At 55.3% G+C, this 16,911-nt stretch carries 14 protein-coding genes; 9 read left to right on the plus strand and 5 right to left on the minus strand.

Features of this window, described 5'->3' with window-relative positions; translation table 11 throughout:
* From B5D61_RS24815 to B5D61_RS24840, 6 genes are all read left to right on the plus strand, one after another.
* A partial coding sequence (locus B5D61_RS24815; protein ID WP_217699066.1) for a transposase occupies window positions 1-410 on the plus strand: 410 nt, incomplete at its 5' end.
* Window positions 411-692: 282 nt separating this feature from the next.
* On the plus strand, window positions 693-2,681 hold the full coding sequence (locus B5D61_RS24820; RefSeq protein WP_078816128.1) for an ATP-dependent nuclease: 1,989 nt from the start codon (window positions 693-695) through the stop codon (window positions 2,679-2,681).
* A 1-nt stretch (window position 2,682) separates the two neighbouring features.
* The gene (locus tag B5D61_RS24825) at window positions 2,683-4,593 is read left to right on the plus strand and encodes a UvrD-helicase domain-containing protein (protein WP_078816129.1); all 1,911 of its coding nucleotides are present in this window, start codon (window positions 2,683-2,685) and stop codon (window positions 4,591-4,593) included.
* 117 nt (window positions 4,594-4,710) lie between these two features.
* Window positions 4,711-4,956 (plus strand): transposase, encoded by a 246-nt coding sequence (locus B5D61_RS24830; RefSeq protein ID WP_078816130.1) that lies wholly within the window; start codon window positions 4,711-4,713, stop codon window positions 4,954-4,956.
* A 127-nt stretch (window positions 4,957-5,083) separates the two neighbouring features.
* Window positions 5,084-5,362: a transposase gene (locus B5D61_RS24835; RefSeq protein ID WP_176159660.1), complete on the plus strand. Its 279-nt coding sequence runs from the start codon at window positions 5,084-5,086 to the stop codon at window positions 5,360-5,362.
* 2 nt (window positions 5,363-5,364) lie between these two features.
* Window positions 5,365-6,225 carry an IS3 family transposase gene (locus B5D61_RS24840; RefSeq protein ID WP_078816132.1) on the plus strand — a complete coding sequence of 287 codons (861 nt, stop codon included), beginning with the start codon at window positions 5,365-5,367 and terminating at the stop codon, window positions 6,223-6,225.
* Between the two features lie 175 nt (window positions 6,226-6,400).
* Here the strand turns inward: B5D61_RS24840 and B5D61_RS24845 are convergent, their stop codons facing one another.
* Complete coding sequence (locus B5D61_RS24845; protein ID WP_078816133.1) at window positions 6,401-6,943, minus strand: carbohydrate binding domain-containing protein; 543 nt, start codon at window positions 6,941-6,943, stop codon at window positions 6,401-6,403.
* 227 nt (window positions 6,944-7,170) lie between these two features.
* Between B5D61_RS24845 and B5D61_RS24850 the strand changes: the two genes are divergently transcribed.
* The gene (locus tag B5D61_RS24850; protein ID WP_078816134.1) at window positions 7,171-10,428 is read left to right on the plus strand and encodes a UvrD-helicase domain-containing protein; all 3,258 of its coding nucleotides are present in this window, start codon (window positions 7,171-7,173) and stop codon (window positions 10,426-10,428) included.
* Between the two features lie 34 nt (window positions 10,429-10,462).
* Here the strand turns inward: B5D61_RS24850 and B5D61_RS24855 are convergent, their stop codons facing one another.
* The 3 genes from B5D61_RS24855 to B5D61_RS24865 are packed head-to-tail and all read right to left on the minus strand — an operon-like array spanning window position 10,463 to window position 13,466.
* Window positions 10,463-11,245 carry a hypothetical protein gene (locus B5D61_RS24855; RefSeq protein WP_078816135.1) on the minus strand — a complete coding sequence of 261 codons (783 nt, stop codon included), beginning with the start codon at window positions 11,243-11,245 and terminating at the stop codon, window positions 10,463-10,465.
* Window positions 11,242-12,756, minus strand: coding sequence for a thermonuclease family protein (locus B5D61_RS24860; protein ID WP_078816136.1), 1,515 nt, complete (start codon window positions 12,754-12,756; stop codon window positions 11,242-11,244). Before B5D61_RS24860 ends, B5D61_RS24855 begins: the two co-directional genes overlap by 4 nt.
* A complete protein-coding gene (locus B5D61_RS24865) occupies window positions 12,753-13,466 on the minus strand; it encodes a hypothetical protein (RefSeq protein ID WP_139373497.1) in 714 nt (237 codons plus the stop codon). The genes B5D61_RS24860 and B5D61_RS24865 overlap by 4 nt, the downstream gene beginning before the upstream one ends.
* Before the next feature lie 163 nt (window positions 13,467-13,629).
* On the opposite strand from B5D61_RS24865, the gene B5D61_RS24870 reads away from it, so the two are divergent.
* On the plus strand, window positions 13,630-14,919 hold the full coding sequence (locus B5D61_RS24870; RefSeq protein WP_176159661.1) for a PQQ-binding-like beta-propeller repeat protein: 1,290 nt from the start codon (window positions 13,630-13,632) through the stop codon (window positions 14,917-14,919).
* Between the two features lie 11 nt (window positions 14,920-14,930).
* Here the strand turns inward: B5D61_RS24870 and B5D61_RS24875 are convergent, their stop codons facing one another.
* Window positions 14,931-15,716 (minus strand): PH domain-containing protein, encoded by a 786-nt coding sequence (locus tag B5D61_RS24875; protein ID WP_078816139.1) that lies wholly within the window; start codon window positions 15,714-15,716, stop codon window positions 14,931-14,933.
* A 126-nt stretch (window positions 15,717-15,842) separates the two neighbouring features.
* On the opposite strand from B5D61_RS24875, the gene B5D61_RS24880 reads away from it, so the two are divergent.
* The gene (locus B5D61_RS24880) at window positions 15,843-16,871 is read left to right on the plus strand and encodes a phosphodiester glycosidase family protein (RefSeq protein WP_078816140.1); all 1,029 of its coding nucleotides are present in this window, start codon (window positions 15,843-15,845) and stop codon (window positions 16,869-16,871) included.
* Window positions 16,872-16,911: the final 40 nt, after the last annotated feature.

Below are 16,911 nucleotides of genomic sequence, written 5' to 3' on the forward strand. Positions count from 1 at the left end.
ACTATCGCTTCAGCTTGTATGTGACCAATCTGGACCTGCCGCTGGATCAGATTTGGAATATTTACAACAGCCGAGCCGATTGCGAGAACCGGATCCGTGAGCTCAAGCAGGACTTTGGACTGGAAGCCTTTTGCCTGAAGGACTTCTGGGCGACGGAGGCGTCGTTCCGGTTCATCATGGTAGCTTACAACCTGATCAGTCTGTTCCGTCATTTTGGGCTCAACAGCCACAACCAGTCCACTTTGGCAACGCTGCGATCCCAATGCTTTGCAATAGGCGGCTGGGTCAGTGAGCACGCCCGCAAACGAGTGCTCAAGCTCTCCCTACCACGCCGCAAACGTCCCTGGATGGAGGCCATCTTGCTCAAAATCGAATCTCTCGCCGCCCCTTTTGCTTACTCAACTGCATAATCCGGGTTGAAGGGCGTCCTTCGAAGGTTTCGGAAGTCCATTCTGCTTCATGCGGGAGCGAGGCCGTTCCGGGATTCCTCCCGTTAGAATGGGAAGCACCGTACGGAGTAGGAGCAAGGGGAAGGCTTTTGCCCTTATGATAATTCATAAAAAGTGTGGTGTAGTATTGCTCCCAGATGCATTCTTTTGCCTATGGAGCCGCCTATAGAATTTTATGACCAAAAAACCGCATCATTAGGTGTATACCGAAGTGCTAAATCATAGATTTTAAAAAGGAAGGTCATGCGAATCACGTCACTCACCATTCGGAATTTTCAGTGCTTTGGACCAGAGCCCACGACCATCGAATTGGACAATCTGACCGCATTTGTTGGAATGAACGGTGTGGGTAAAACCGCAATCCTTCAGGCCCTCGTGCGCCTGTTTGGTTCGCCGTCTGAGAGGCGACTGGAAAGAAAGGATTTTCATTTGCCCTTCGGGAAGAATGCGTCGGATGTCGATTCAACCGAACTAACGATTGAGGCACGCATAGACTTTGCAGAAGGTGAGGAAGGCATTGCAGAGTATTTCCACCAGATGGCGATCACGGATGTCGGTGGAGACTTATTTTGCCGGGTGCGTTTGACGGGAACATGGGAGAAATCGACGGCCGCTGAAGGGGATATCGAGGAGAAGATGATTTGGATCAAATCAGAGGAGGAGAACCCTGATGAGAACTCGATATCGCCGATGTCGAATGCCCAACGCTCGCTTGTCCAAGTGACATATGTGCCGGCCACACGAGATCCCGCGAAACAGCTTCGCCAAGTTTCGGGTTCGGTGTTGCACAAGCTCATGAGAGCCGTGGAATGGAAAGAAGAAACGCGCCAGGCGGTAGAGGAGGCCTGCGAAAGTATGAGGAGAGCGCTCGCCGCAGAAATTGGGGTGACAAGCATTCAGAATTCCATCAGCACCGCCTGGGAAAAGCTCTACACACTTCCGGTTCATAGTAAGGTAAAACTGCGTGCTGTGACCAGCGAGTTTGGGGATCTTTTGAAAAACATTGAGACCGTCTTTGAGCCTGGCGAATCAGGCACAGCAGCTGGAATCGAGCGGCTGAGTGACGGGATGAAATCTCTTTTCTATTTCTGTCTGATTCGGGCTGCTTTCGCCATTGAGAATGGCTGTCGAAATGGCAAGGAGGAGGGAGCTGGGTTGATCAAGGATGATCTCAAATTGGCATCTTTGAACATCTTTGTGATCGAAGAGCCTGAAAATCATCTATCCCCGCATTATCTTGGTCGAATAATTGCCGAACTCAAAGAGATGTCGCAGCAAGCTTGCGCACAAGTTTTGGTAACGAGTCAGTCAGCTGGCATCTTGAAACGTGTCGATCCCCTCAACGTAAGGCACGTTCGGCTAAAGAAAAAATCCCAAACTTCAGTTGTTCACCGAATCACACTTCCAGAAGGTGAGGACGAAGCTGATGCGTACAAGTTCGTCAAGGAGGCTGTCCAGGCCTATCCGGAGCTTTATTTTTCGACCTTTGTTATTCTCGGTGAGGGAGACAGCGAAGAAATCGTGATCCCGAAATTGGCTGCTGTCTGTAATTTGAATCTGGATCTTGGCTTTGTCTCAATGATTCCTTTGGGCGGTCGCCATGTGCATCATTTTTGGCGCTTGCTGAACGATTTGAAGATTCCTTTTGTTACCCTTCTTGATCTTGACCAGGAAAGGCGTGGGGGCGGTTGGAGGCGGATCAAAAGCGTTTGTGACCAGCTGCTTTTATATGGAGTAGACAGGAGTAAACTACTTGAGGTTGAAGATGGCGTATTGGAGGATTCGGAGTATGAGGATATGCCAAATTGGGGGGGGAATATCGACAGCTTGAATGCATGGTGTAAAGACCTTGAGAACTTTGATGTCTATTTCTCAGCCCCGTTGGATTTGGATTTCCTCATGTATTCAGCCTTTCCCGAAGCCTATCGGGCGACTGGCGAGGATGGTCCAAGAATCCCCCATGATGCAGATAAAAGAGAGGAGCGTATCAAAAAGGCTATAATTGCAACGCTAAAGGCGGAGAACAGTACGGGAGAGACATATAGTGAGGATGAGAAGAAGGAGTTCATTTGGTATAGCTATCTTTTTCTCGGGCGTGGGAAACCTGGAACTCACCTTAAGGCGTTAAATGGGCTGGATGATTCAGAAATTGCTTCGAAAATTCCACCGGTCTTAAAGCGGATGATCGAAAAAGTGGTCGATAGCTTGGACGTAACAAAACCGGAGGCGTGATATGGGCAAGCGCATCCCAAAGGAAAAATGGCTTCCAAAAGGTGTCAAAGAGCTTGAACCAGCGGCTTTTGACGTGGTTCGCTCCCTCGAAAATGCACTTGTCATTGCAGGTCCTGGCGCTGGTAAAACTGAGCTTCTTGCTCAGCGCGCTTGTTATCTGCTTGAGACCGGACTGTGTCCTTCTCCGAAACGGATACTGGCCATCAGTTTCAAGAGAGACGCCGCGAAGAACTTGGCTGACCGTGTAGCAAAGAGAGTTGGGCCGGAATTGGCAAGGCGCTTCGACTCGATGACATTCGATGCATTTGCCAAAAGCCTGGTTGATCGTTTTCGTCTCGGCATTCCAGCGTTTTTTTGTCCGACTACTGACTATGTGATCGACTTTGACATCTCAAAGGATGCTCGTTTTCGCAGCACGATGGAAGAAGTCGTGGGTCAAGCGACAGTTTTGACTCAAAGCGCAATTGCCCAATGTCGGCCAAACGATATCTACAGAAGGTATTTTATTGGATATCCTCTCCAGATACCCCATCCCAGCAATCGAACTTTTGAGCTCAATCTTGCCTTGTATGTTTGGCGAAGATTATTACGAGGCAGCAGCAAATCTGCTCTGAATTTTGAAATGATAGGCCGTCTGGCGGACCTTATGTTAAGGCATAATCCCTCAGTTCTTAATGCATTAAGAATTACATACGGTTTTGTGTTCCTTGATGAATTCCAGGATACAACTTCCATACACTATGCATTAACGAAAACTGCTTTTAAGGGTTCAGATTCCATTCTGACCGCTGTTGGAGACGAAAAGCAGAAAATTATGGTTTGGGCTGGGGCTTTGGATGGAATCTTTAAGAAGTTTAAAGATGATTTCGCGGCTAAAGCATTCGGTTTAAAAATGAATCGCCGCTCAGCGCCTGAACTTGTTCGTGTACAAAGCTATCTGATTAACGCTCTCGAGCCCGATAGTATCCCACCAGAAGCTGTTACAGACGGAGGCAAAGGGGAGGGCGAATGCAGACTTTTGAGCTTTCATGATCATGAGATTGAAGCTTCGTACATTGCTAATCTCGTCCACAAAGCGATTACCGTTGAAAAGATCCCGGCCCGTCAGATCTGTCTTTTGACTCGTAACCTGCCCGGTAAATACAGTGCAACCGTGGGGGCAGAGTTAGTTAAACTCGGTATCTCAGCTCGCCTCGAGGACCAATTTCAAGATCTCCAGGCTGAACCTGCGGTTGAGGCAGTGATGAACCTGTTAAAGCTGGCTGTGCGAAAGCGCTCCCCGGAATCATGGGAACAGGTTGTGGACTTATTGGCGGGGATCGCTGGGAGTTCAGCAGAAGATGACACATTTATAAGGGAGATGGAGAAGCGTATCTTGGCCTTTCGAACTGAAGTGTCAGGCTGTTTGGCAGCGGTGAACTCAAGCGCACAACTCAAAGAGATAGTGAACAAATGTGTAGATTTTTTTGGTCTACCGTCTCTAACGGCTTGTTTTCCACAATATGAGCAGGGTACATACCTTACAGATATTCTGGAAAAGCTTGCTGATAAGCTATTTGAAGCCTGGAATCAGACCGGAAATTGGGATGGCGCTATCAAAGGATTTGAAGGACTCAATTCTGTGCCCATCATGACCATTCACAAGAGCAAGGGGCTTGAATATCACACGGTGATATTTATTGGTCTCGAAGACTCCGCCCTATGGGCATTCAGAAATAGTCAAAATGAAGAGACTTGTGCGTTTTTTGTAGCTCTATCGCGTGCCATAACACGCGTAATGTTTACTTTCTGTCACCTGAGGCCGAATACACGAGATGGTCGACTTTCACACCAAAGCAAAAACACAATTACGCCGCTTTACCAAGTTCTGCAGGATGCTGGGATTGAACCTGAAAGCATTAGCAATGAGTAGATCATTTATAATACACAACCACAAAAAAACAACTGCCATATGCCTGATAAATTAGAGCGTGTTATGAACTTTGAAAAGGCGCTGTACAAAGGGTGAAAGAGTGGGCATAAGCTTGGGATGGTAGCCAAGACAGTGAAACCCAAGCCTCCGTATCCCACCGATGTCAGCGATGAAGAGTGGCAGTTCTGCCGCCCTTACCTTGAACTGATGACGGAAGAGGCTCCGCAACGGGAGCACTCCTTGCTCGATGTGTTCAATGCCGTTGGTTACGTCGTCCGGGCTGGTTGCCCTTGGAGAATGCTGCACCATGGCCTTGCTCCGTCCCCCTTTTGGATTGGACAGGTGATAAGCTCACTGAACTAGTCCAAGATCAGCGACACATCCACCCCGTGAACTTGCGCCGCGTAGGCGCAGCGAAGGTCTTGTCGAGCCTGGCGAGACAAGACCGAAGCGCAGCCGCAGCAGAGCAACTTCACGGTCGCCGCCGCCATTGCTTTGCCGTTCTCACCCACCCTTACACCGGACCACCGCTGCTGAGGCCGCACGCCAGCACGTGCTCACGCTGGCTGAGATTGAGCAGTGGAAAGACGACTTCATCACCCAGGGCACCGAAGCCCTGCGCAGCCATCCGCGCGATCTGGCCCAGCAGTTCGAAGCACGGGAGAAGACCCTGCTGGCCAAGGTCGGCGAACTCACCCTGCATGTGGACGTTTTAAAAAAAGCGCATCGCTATCTCGGCAAGGACTTGCCGGACGGCATCTCGTGGTAGCCATGCACAACCAACTCCTCCAATCGGGATGCCCACCGGTGTCTGTCAGCGTGTTGTGCCGCCTGTTCGGCGTGGCACGCTCCACCACCTACTACCAGCCGCGTGGACGCCACCTCGAACCTCATTGCGATCCCGTGTGCGTCGAGGCCGTCCGTGCGGTGATCCAAGCTCATCCCACTTATGGCGTGCGCATGACACACGCACGCCTCACCAAGGGACTGGGCATGGTGGTCAACCGCAAGAAGATCCACCGCATCATGCGCCTGCACCGCTGGACCTGCCGCCAGCGGCGCATCGGACGCACGCCACGCGTCGAGCACCGCAAGTCCATCGCCCCAGCCCCCAATCAGCGCTGGGCCACCGACATCGCCTCGGTGGACTGCGGCCAAGACGGCTGGTGCGCCTTTGTGCCGGTCATCGACTGCTGCTCACGTGAAGTGCTCGGCTGGGAGCTGGCCCACACCGCACGTGCGAAAACGGCGGAGCGCGCACTGGAGGAGGCCCTGCTACAGCGCTTTGGCACCACCCGTGGCGCTCCTGCAGGACTCACCCTGCGCCATGACAACGGCCTGGTCTTCAGCTCGCGCGCCTACCGCGCGCTGGTCCGGGATTACGGCCTCACACAGGAATACATCGCGCCTTACACGCCCGAACAAAACGGGCTCTGCGAGCGCTTCATCCGCACCTTCAAAGAGGAATGCAGCTGGCAGCACCGCTTTGACAACCTCGCCACCGCAAAGGCGGTCATCGCCAGATACATCGAACACGACAACACCCAGCGCACACACTCCGCCCTCAAGTACAACACGCCACGCCATACCTATCTCACCCTATGCACCCAAATCCATCAACAAGCCGCCTAAACCACATTGGCTCTTGTCCAACTCCGAGGGGAGCATTACAGGCATCACGGGCACGCCCGAAGTGGACACTCAACTCGGTGGATTTTGGCTGCGACACTGACGAGGCGGCTGGGCATGATAGGCTCTACGGCCCCTCCTGGCCGCAGGACATCTCAAGCTCTGCAACATCTCTGCATCAGCGCTTACGCGAAGGTCCAAGCTCGATCAGGGTGAGGTCATCAAACCAAGCCACGCCCTTGGCCATGCTGCCATGATGGCCGAGCCGAGGCCCGATCTTGATGCTGGTGGCGGCACCCGACTCGAACTCCAGGGTGACCTTGGTCCAACTTTTTTTTCCTGTGATGGATTCCGTATGTTCAAAGCCTCCGTCCAAGGACAGGGTGGCACCGCGACCTTTAACGACGACGTCTTGAGTTTTGATGTAGCCCGTGAGGCGGTAACGGGTCTTGGGTTTGACGGTGACAGTTTGTTTGAGAAAGCTGTCTTCGCCAGAGGGGTTTTCAATGCGGATGCTTTTCTTGCCATCGCGCGTTTCGGTTTCATCCACGGAGATGACGCCCCGGGAATGATAGCTGCTGAAGTCCCACCAACCCTGGCCATCTTCAAAGGACGGGTTCGCGAGGAGATTGACTTTCTTCGTGGTCGGCGTCTGCCCAAAGACGGCGGTGGTAAAACTGGCGGTCAGGGCGCAAATGAGGAGGCGGGCTCGGGTGTTCATGATGGGGCGAAGGGATGATGATATGTTCCTTGGATTAAGAGTTGTTTTAAATCACTGACTTGGATTTGGCTAATTTTTTATATCGATGCCTCATGAGTGAGATTCCTGAGATGACCTAACGAGATGCAATGTCCGTTTGAAGCGGTTTTACGGTTCGATCGTTTGGGAAGCTTGTATTTTACAGATGCACAGCGGGCCAAGACTGGGCATGATAGGGTCTCCTCACCATGGCGGCCGCAGCGGACTCTCAAGCTCTGAAACATCTTCTCATCAGTGCCTCAGCGGGCTCGGGGAAGACGTATCAACTGGTGCGGCGGTATCTGCATCTACTGGCCCTGGGGCAGGAGGCGGAGGGGATCGCGGCGATGACCTTCACCCGCAAGGCAGCGGGGGAGTTTTTCAGTCGCATCCTGCAGCGCTTGGCTGAGATGGCGGAGACTCCAGAGAAGGCCGCTCTGTTTTTCCAAGACATGCAGCCGCCCGTGCGGGCAGATTTGGAGTATGGTCGTCTGTTGCGGCGTCTAACGCGGCGGATGCATCGACTCTCATTGGGCACTCTGGACAGTTTTTTTGCCAAAGTGACGGCCTGTTTTCCGATGGAGTTGGGTTTGCCTGCCGGAGCCCGTGTGATGGATGAAGATGAGACGGCGCAGGCGAGGCGGGAGGCTCTGGATAGTCTGCTGCAGCGGCTCTATCAAGACCCTGAAGAACGCGGGCAGAAGGCGCTGATGGAGGCCTATAAACAGGCGACCTTCGGTGCCGAGGAAAAGACGGTGGATCGCACGCTTCAGGATTGGCTGGCGGGGGGATTGACGTTGTGGGAGGAGTCGGCAGCGGGGCTGACGTCGGAGACCCGTGGCTGGGGGGAGGTGCGGCGGATCTGGCCGCAGGCCCTGGAGGCGGCGGATCTGATGGGCGCGATCGAGGAACTGAGAGCCAGCTTTGTGCCTCTGAGTGATGCGGGGGCGGATTTGTTGGAGGAGACACTGCAGGCGGTGCTGGAAACGGTGCCGGGCATGAGCCTACCGAAGCGAACGAAGGAACTCCTGGAGAAAGCTCAGGCAAACTGGCGCGAGCTGCTGGCAGGAGATGCAGAGCTGATGTGGATGCGCAAAAAGACACCGGTGAAGGGCGCTGCGGCTCGGGCTCTGGTGCGGCTGGTGCGCACGCTGATGGGCCGTGAGTTCGTTGTGCGTGCCGCGCGCACTCGAGGGCTTTCTTCGGTGATCGAGCTGCTGAGTCAAGAGTATGCCCGACAGGTGCGGAATCGAGGGCGGTTGTCGTTCGCGGATGTGCAGAGATTACTCTCGACCGCTTCGACGCAAGAAGGCTCGTGGGTGAAAGGGGCGGGGGAGTTGTGGTTTCGTCTAGACGGTCAGCATCAGCATTGGCTGTTGGATGAATTTCAAGACACCAGTCGAGTGCAGTGGCAGGTCATTGGCGGGCTGGTGGATGAGGTCCTTCAAGACGGAGGTGGGGAGCGCAGTTTCTTTGCGGTGGGGGATCCCAAGCAGTCCATTTATCTGTGGCGGCAGGCAGAGCCGGATCTGTTTGAGGATATCTTGCGCAATTATCCTCCGGCGGCTCGGGGCGGGCTGCATACGGCTCGGCTGAGTCAGAGCTTCCGCAGTGCCCAGCCGGTGCTGGATGCGGTGAATGCCGTGTTTTCAGATCGGGCGACGCTGGAGACGCTGCTGCCTGAGGGAGCGCTGAAGGGATTTGCCTTTGAAACCCATACGGCGGCGCAGACGAAGCTCACGGGGCATGCTGCGCTGATCTCGCCAAGTCCTGAGGCGGATCTGGAAGAACCGACGACCGCCCTGACCGCCCAGCTTCTCCAGCACATCCAGCCGCTTCAGCGGGGGCTCTCGTGTGCGGTGCTGGTGAGGTCGAATAAGGATGCCCGGGAAATCACCGAGACGTTGCGCTCACTCACGGGAATGGAGATTGTCTGCGAATCCGACCTGCATCCTTGCATGGATAATGCGGTGACTTTGTCATTGCTCTCCATCCTGAGCCTAGCAGCTCATCCGGGGGACCACCGCGCGCTGGAGCATCTGCGCATGACGCCTCTCTGGCAAAGCGGAGCGGCCACGGAGCGGGAGGAGGAGAAACTGAGTGATCGCGGCTGGCGTTATGCGGTCAGCAAAGTGCAGAACCTCGTGGTTGAACAAGGCTTCGCAGCGTTTCTCAAAGCCTGGACACCACGCGTCAAACAGGCGCATCCACAGATGGATGCTTTTCATGCGCGTCGTCTGGCTCAGATGGCGGATATCGCTGCGGAGTTTGATGCTCAGGGGAATCGTGATTTGGATGACTTCATCCGCTTTGCCCGGGAGTATCCGCTGCGCACCCGTGGGGTGACTCAAGCGGTGCAAGTGATGACCATCCATGCCTCGAAGGGGCTGGAGTTCGATGTGGTCATTTTACCAAGGCTGGATGGCTCGGCCATGGATCTGGCCCGGCAGGAGGATTTGCTAGTGAGTCGTGGTGCCTCCGGCGTGCGCTGGGTGCTGGAGTCACCCCCGAAGATCTATGCTCAGTTGGATTCGGTCCTTTCGGCCGAGCTGATCGAGACCAAACGACGCACGGCTTTTGAATCGCTCTGTCGTCTTTATGTCGCGATGACCCGTGCGAAGCGAGGTCTCTATTTCATCACCGAAACACCGACGAAATCCAATGCCGCTCTGAAGGAATCCAAGCTATTGAGGGAAACCTTGGGCCGTCAGGGAGAGCGTCTGCTCCAGGAAGGAAGCGCAGCGGTCGTTGAGTGGGAAACGGGAGATGAGCGCTGGTTTGTTCAACATGCCTTTGTGCCCACACCGGTTCCAGAACCTCTCGTGTTACACTCTCCGTTAGGTGAAGTCTTGAAGCAGACTCAGCCGATGCCACGGCGACGCACTCCCTCAGGCGAAGAAAGCTTTAAGATCAAAGGGACAGTGCTTTTTGGACAAGGCCGTGAGCCTGGACGACGTCTGGGCACACTCGTGCATGAGCTGATGGCTGAGGTGGAGTGGACCACCTCGTTGCCTGATTTGGAAAAACGCTGGCTCAGCAAGGGGCTCTTGATGCTGGATGAAGTCCAGATGGAGCCTGCACAAGGCCCTGTGGGCCAGGCGCTGCATCTGGTCCGAGGCGTTCTGGAGAGCACCTCCTGCCAGAGTCCCTTTATTCGCCCGAGCCCGCAGGCCCAGCTTTGGCGGGAGCGTTCCTTTGATCTGGTTCTGCATGAGGAATGGATCTCCGGCACCTTTGATCGAGTGATCCTCGAACGAGATTCTGAAGGGCGCTATGTCAGTGCTTGGATTGTGGATTTTAAAACCGATGAAGTGGCTCACGAAGCTGCACTGGAGGAGAAACTCGCGGGTTATAGGCCGCAACTTCAGCTCTACCGCCGAGCCGTGGCCAAGCTGGCGGCAGTGGACGAATCCGCCGTTCGTTGCAGTCTGCTTTTCATGCGTCTCCAGCGTCTCGTGGATCTGTGATGGAAACGCGATGCTGGCGCTTCCCCTCATCTGATCACTGAGCTGTGGTGGCCGCTTTCGCTTTGGTGACGACCAACTGGCGGAGGAGAAGCTCGGAGCTGGCAGGGCCGCCTGCACTGAGTTTGAGGCTCTCGCCTTTGACATCGCTGGCAAGCGTGATCTGCCCTAGACGCAGCAGGCCATAGGTCGTGGCGCTGGGGGTCATCTTTGTGCTGTTCAATGTCGCTGAAAGGCGTTCACCTGCAAGAGAGACCTGGATGACCATGGGCTGGGTGAGGGTTGGGCAGGCGTAGTTCAGTACGATGTCGTAGGTGCCAGCGGGGATGGCTTCGATGCGCCAATCGATCTCACCCACAGCCGCTGCTTCCGGGCTGGCGCTGCTGTCTGGAATGGGCGAGATGCTGCGGGCAAGGGCAGGGGTCAGGGCGATGAAGGCACCGCTGCTGCGGGTTGGCATCGGGGGAGGTTGCTGCACAGGCGCATCTGCAGGGGCTTTCAGAGATTGAAAAGCGGCGGTGAGATCAATAACACCGCCACTGTTGAGGATGGCTTGCATGCGCTCGATCTCCTGCTGGTAGGGTTTTGGATCGGGAGCTTGGGCAGCCAGCTTTTGCAGGTCCACGATGTATTTGCTCAGCAGCGGTAGATGCTTCGTGCGGAGCTGCATCTGGTAGATGGTTTCCATCTGTCGCAGGCGCGAGTTTTCACTGCTGGCTGCCACCGGGGCGGAAGTCACGGGCAAGGTAACCTGCGCCATGCTGGAATGGAGCGCCAGCAGCAGCGAAAAGAGAATGAGAATGAACGGTGCGCGACTCATCGTGCTGGATCGGAAAAGCCCCAGGCGCCAGGAGCTGGTTTCTGTCGTTTGGCCGCCTCTTCTCGTTGTTGGAGGGACTCGAACAAGCCGTTCTCCATCATGCCGCGCTTTTCTCGGGGCTGGGTGACGGCAGCCAAACCTTGGTCCACGAGGACGTTTTGATACAGGCCCACCTCAGGAAGAAAGACAATGGCGTTATAACTGCCGTCCTTGTTTTTGCCAGGCCGGACCAAGACGCGGAGTGCTTTACCCTCCAGATATCCGGCGGTGAACTCGCGGGCTGCACGGCCGAGGGCCGTGACGTCGGCATCGCCAAGATCGAAGTGTTTGGCAAAGGCGCGTGCCGTTGTTTGATCTCGATTGTCCAGCGGAGCGCACATCACCCAGATCAGGCGGATGGTGAGACGCTTGCCTTCATGCTCAATGGTAAACCGGTCGCCCTGATTGTCGGCATCGGCCACAAAACGGGCTCCATCCAAGTCATCGAATCCATTCATGCCGCCGTGATTCCCAAGAATGCGCAGCGGGCTGGCTGTTTGACCGCGATTGTTTTCCAGCAGCTTCAGCAGGCGCTTCATTTCAGCGTCAATCGCCTCTCGGAGATCGGGAGTGGCCGCAGCCAGTTGACGAAGGTTTTCGAGATAGGCATCGATGATTGGCTTTTGGGCGCTGCTGAGAGCGTCGTTCAGCGATTTCTTCAGATCATCCAAGGTCGGACCCGCTGGAGCCGGACTGGTGATGGTGGGGGCTTCCTCTGTGGCTGGAGTGAGGCGAAGGTTGCGCAGGCGCAAAAGATTGCCGGGATACCCGGTTTCGGTGATTAAGCGCAGGGTTACAGGACTGCGAGTGAAGTTGATCGGGCCGATTTTCAGCGGTTCGAAGGTGATGTCGTCGTGGCTGAGGCGCACTTCAAAGGAGCGCCGGTTTTCTGACGCTCCTTGGAGCAGGGAGACCTCGAAGAAATCAAAGATGGCACTTTCCACCGGCGCGGAGCGTCCGGGCACGAGGGTTCCTGGCAATGAAGGCAACTCGACCAGATTGGCTTCCAACTCTAAATAATATTTGCCAGTGGGCAGACGCAGATTGGCCCATTCCACCCCGCTACCTCCAGTCCGCCATCCGGTGATGAGATCTCCACGGCTTTCGGTCGAGCCGATGAAACGTGCCTGTGAGGGCAACATTGGAAAGGTCAGGGATGCCGCACTGGCAGAATCATTGGTGGGATACAGCGCCTTTAATTCCATGCGCCGCTGCTGCACGAGCCGTGCTTCCTCGTAATCAGAGACATCCACCAGCTCTTGCTCCACCTTGGCCAATGCCCGTTCATACTGATCGGTGAGCGTTTGGGAATCGATCAAAACTTGGCGCAGGAAACCCGCACGGGCGACAGCGAGAGGCGCTGGATCCGGTGCCGTGTTGGAAGGGGCTGTCTGGGCGGGGATACTGAGAGAAAGCCCAAACGAGCCGACAATCGCTAACCAAAAGCGTGGATGAAGGACGGGTTTCATCATTTGCTGGCTGGCACCAGATACACGGCCAGCAATTGCATGAGGTTATCTTTGAGAACCGTCCGAGCGGTGATTTTAAACGGGCCTGAGCCATCCGTCACTTTCAGGGTGCCCAGGGTTCTTTCTTGGGGGCCTTTCAGAGTGGTCTCCACATCCGCCATCAGGCTGAAGCGTGCTTCTTGAACCATCAGTGAGCCGCCCTCGATCGGGCTGCAGCGATAGCGCAAAACCACCTCGTATCCTCCAGGGGGGAGTTTGCTCAATTGCCATTCCGCAGAGGCTCCCGGCTTTGCCCAGCCCGTGAGGCTGCCACCATCTCGGCGGACGCCATTCAAAACGGCTGAATCCAAGGGAAGCTGGATGCGATCAGGCAGCAGACTGGCCTCAATCGATCGCTCGCGGGTTTGCAGGAGCAGCAGTTCTTTGTCGAGACGCTCCAGTTCATCCTCCAGGCGCTTCCGCAGATCTCGTGCTTCGATGGCTCCGGCAAAGTCATGAGCCTCGGCTCGTGCTTTTTCCAGGAGGATCAGTTCCGAGAGATGTTTCTTCAGGGGAGAAAGGCTGGTCTCCAGAATGCTTCGCTGAAAGTTCAAACGTGTGAGATCCAGCGTTTGTTTGGGAGCCATCTCAGCCGCATGTGCAGGCACCAGCGGGGCCAGCAAAGCCAGCCCGCCTAGCCACAAGCAACTGCTGGAGACGAGCGCGAAGTTCACAAAAATCAGAAAACGAAGGGGGAAGACCTCTCCCTGCCAGGGGAAAAGCTCATAGGATGGTAGCCGTCCCCGTCCGGGTGGCAAGAGCTTATGCTTGAAGAGAAAACCAAGGTGATGTGAATGACGCAACTTTGGCGGAATGCGCGGGTTTCTGTGCAGCGTCATGAAGATCGCTTCCCTGCTTCCCTTGTTTTTCTTGTCGGCCGTTTCAGCTGCGGATTGGCCACGTTTTTTAGGCCCGACGGGAGCGGCTGCAGTCTCCGGTGCGGAGATCCCGCTGACATGGTCGGCGTCGCAGAACATGGCTTGGAAATACACGTCTCCTGGCCCAGGCTCATCCAGTCCGATTGTGGTGGGAGACAAGGTGCTTTTTACCAGTTGGTCAGGCTATGGCGATAAGGAGGGTGCTGACGATCCCTCCAAGCTTCAGCGTCATCTCGTATGTTTGAATTTGGCGGACGGCAGTCGTGTCTGGGAGGCGATCGTGGCGTCCGCTGCGCGTGAAGACCTTTATGAAGGTTTTTTGGCCGAGCACGGTTATGCCACGCACACGCCTGTGAGCGATGGGGAGAGTGTGTATGCCTTCTTTGGCAAGAGCGGGGCTTATGCCTTTGATCTCCAAACGGGCAAACAGCTCTGGCACACGCCGCTAGGAACCGGTTCGGGAAGCCGTCGCTGGGGCTCGGGAGGTAGTCCGATTTTGGTTGGGGATCGCCTGATTGTAAATGCCACCGATGAAAGCAAAGCGCTCTTTGCCCTGGAGAAGAAAACCGGCCAAAAGCTCTGGGAGGCCGGTGGTGACGTGATTGATCTGGCCTATAGCACACCTGCGCTGATTGAGCATGAGGGGCGTGCGGATTTGGTCTTTCCTTTGGCCAATGAAGTCTGGGGAATGAATCCTGAAACGGGTAAATTGCGATGGTTGGCGCGCTATGAGTTGCCTGGGAATGTGACGCCTGTCCCGGTTTACGATCAAGAAAAGGTCTATCTTTTCGGCGGCTTCCCCACTCAGGGCAGCGTCGCCATCAAGCTCGGCGGTCAAGGAGATGTGACGGAGACGCACACGGTCTGGAAGAGCAAAACTAGCACCTATGTGCCCACTCCGGTTCTATACCAAGGGCACTTGTATGTGGTGAATGATCAAGGCTTTGCTCTCTGCATCGATGCGAAAACAGGCGAGGATGTCTTTCGGGAGCGTGTCATCGACAGCGGTGGTGGTCGCGGACGTGGCAAGCCGTTCTATGCCTCTCCTGTGTTGGTGGGGGATCGACTCTACGCAGTATCGCGTCGTGGAGGCACGTATGTGATCGCCGCTAAACCGACCTTTGAGAAGCTAGCCCACAATGTCATTGCCGACGATGACTCGCAGTTTCACGGCACGCCTGCGGTTGCGGCTGGAAACCTCATTTTGCGCAGTGATCGTGCGGTTTATTGCATCCGACAGGCAAAGTGATGGAGGACTGGCTACTCTTTAGCTAGTCGCTGAAGCTGCCGAACCAATTCTTTGACACGATGAGCGTCCCGGATGTCTCGGAACTGAACCTCGATGCCGGCATTGGCGGCTGACGAAAAGTCCACCGTGCCGAGGCCGAGGAGACCTTTGAGCCCACGTTCATAGACATCGATGCTGCGGATATCACAGATGCGGACTTCTTTGGAACTACGCCCTAGGATGCCCCACACTAGCTCCACCCTCTCTTCCGTGATGTAATACACCCGCGACATGCGGCACAGCCAGGTAATCAGGAGCACGCCCACGGCGGCGGCTGCACTGAAGGGTGCGTAGAAAGCATCCACTTTCACCAGCATGGCGGTGACGATGAAAAGCAGAAAAGCGAGAAACACGGCCTTGGCGTAACTGATCCATGACGGATGAGTCTCATGCAGAATGAGTTCACCGGAATCCGTGTAAGAACCGGTCAGGGATTCTTCATCGACGTTCTCGGAGTCAGCTTCGGGTGTCGATGAAGGCGGAGGAGATGCGTCTTCTTCATCCCGATCATAAGATTCATCGTGGAAGGTCGCATCCGCACGGATCTCCTGATAAGCAGGTCTCACCAAGCGCGAGTGAGCCGAATTCCGTGGTGGGCGCATGCCAGTGATGATATCGCCCACCGTATGGTCCCGCCCAGTCATCGTATCGGTGCATAAATCCCCACGAGCCAAGGAACCCTGCTCGACAAGAAGGAATAAATCATCCTTCGAAAGCAGTCCCGGAAAGGCGGGGTGTTCGTGCAGGTGATAACGCATGGCAGATGGTCAGTCATAGCGGCAACCGCAGCGGCTTGCAAAACATCCGTGCGGGTGACGAGAGGTCATTTTCCGCAAGCCACTTTGACTCACGCCAAATCCAAGGCATGATCAGAGGACTCCCCCGTGAAAAAAAAGGCTGAGACAAAACGAGGTTGCCTGAAGACGCTGTTGCTCCTGATGTTGGCAGTGGGCGTGGTGCTATGGGGGGCGGGCGTGTGGTTTTTCAATGTGGATAGCAATCTCGTGGCTCTCACGGTGAGAAATGGCAAGGAGCCGCTGGCAGTGCGTGTGGGCAAGGATGGCTGGAAAGCCGTCGGCCAAGCCAGTGCCGCTGAGATCAGTCAGGCGATGGTGCTGCGGCATACAGAGATGGGAATGCGCTGGAGCACACTCAAGGTGCGTCGGGAGGCAGGGACGACGGCCGAGATCGCGCAGAAGATTCTCGGGGCGGAGGTGCATGTGATCACCTTTTCGCCGGAGCATTTCGAGTTCATGACGAGCTATGAAAAAGTGCCGAAATTTGCCGTGACCACCGCCGCCAAACGAATGGACGCAGACAATCTGTGGTTTTCTATCACGGCCAATTTTCGTGATCCCAAGGGTAAACCTTTGGGCTGGGTCTATCATGAAGGTGTTCAGGTGAATCCGGCTTTCCCTGAGTGGAGCGGCTGTTTTTTTGTCAAAAGCGGTCGCCCTTATTGCGGGCCTAAATCTCTCTTGGATGAGGTGCCGGGGCCGATTGAGGAAGGAACGCAGGGATACCCTTCGGTGATGAAGAATCACACCGTCTTTTCCTACATTTCTCTGAAGCCAGATCAGTTTTTCGATGGGTCCAAGATCACTTATCGCTCGCTGGCAGGTATGAAGCGCGATGGCACCATTGTTTTCATCGTTTCGGGAGACGGCGGGGTGATGAATGTGGCCGAGGTGACGGAGATTGCCCGGAAACTGGAAGTCCAGCATGCGACGTTGCTGGATGGCGGCAGAGCTTTGCAATACAGCATCCGCACAGAGGATGGCCCCTGGCATTTTGCGGCGACGAATACCTTGTTAAATTTCAAACACCGTTGGCTTGAACAGCAGTTGTCACCGGTTTTCATCGGCGTTCGCCGTCGGGCACCGAATATTATTCGAGTGCCGCTGCCGCAGTGATGAAATCTCCGCTTGCCACGTGAGGCGGGCAAGAGATGGG

Origin of the sequence: Prosthecobacter debontii (assembly GCF_900167535.1) — a bacterium.
GTDB lineage: Bacteria > Verrucomicrobiota > Verrucomicrobiia > Verrucomicrobiales > Verrucomicrobiaceae > Prosthecobacter > Prosthecobacter debontii.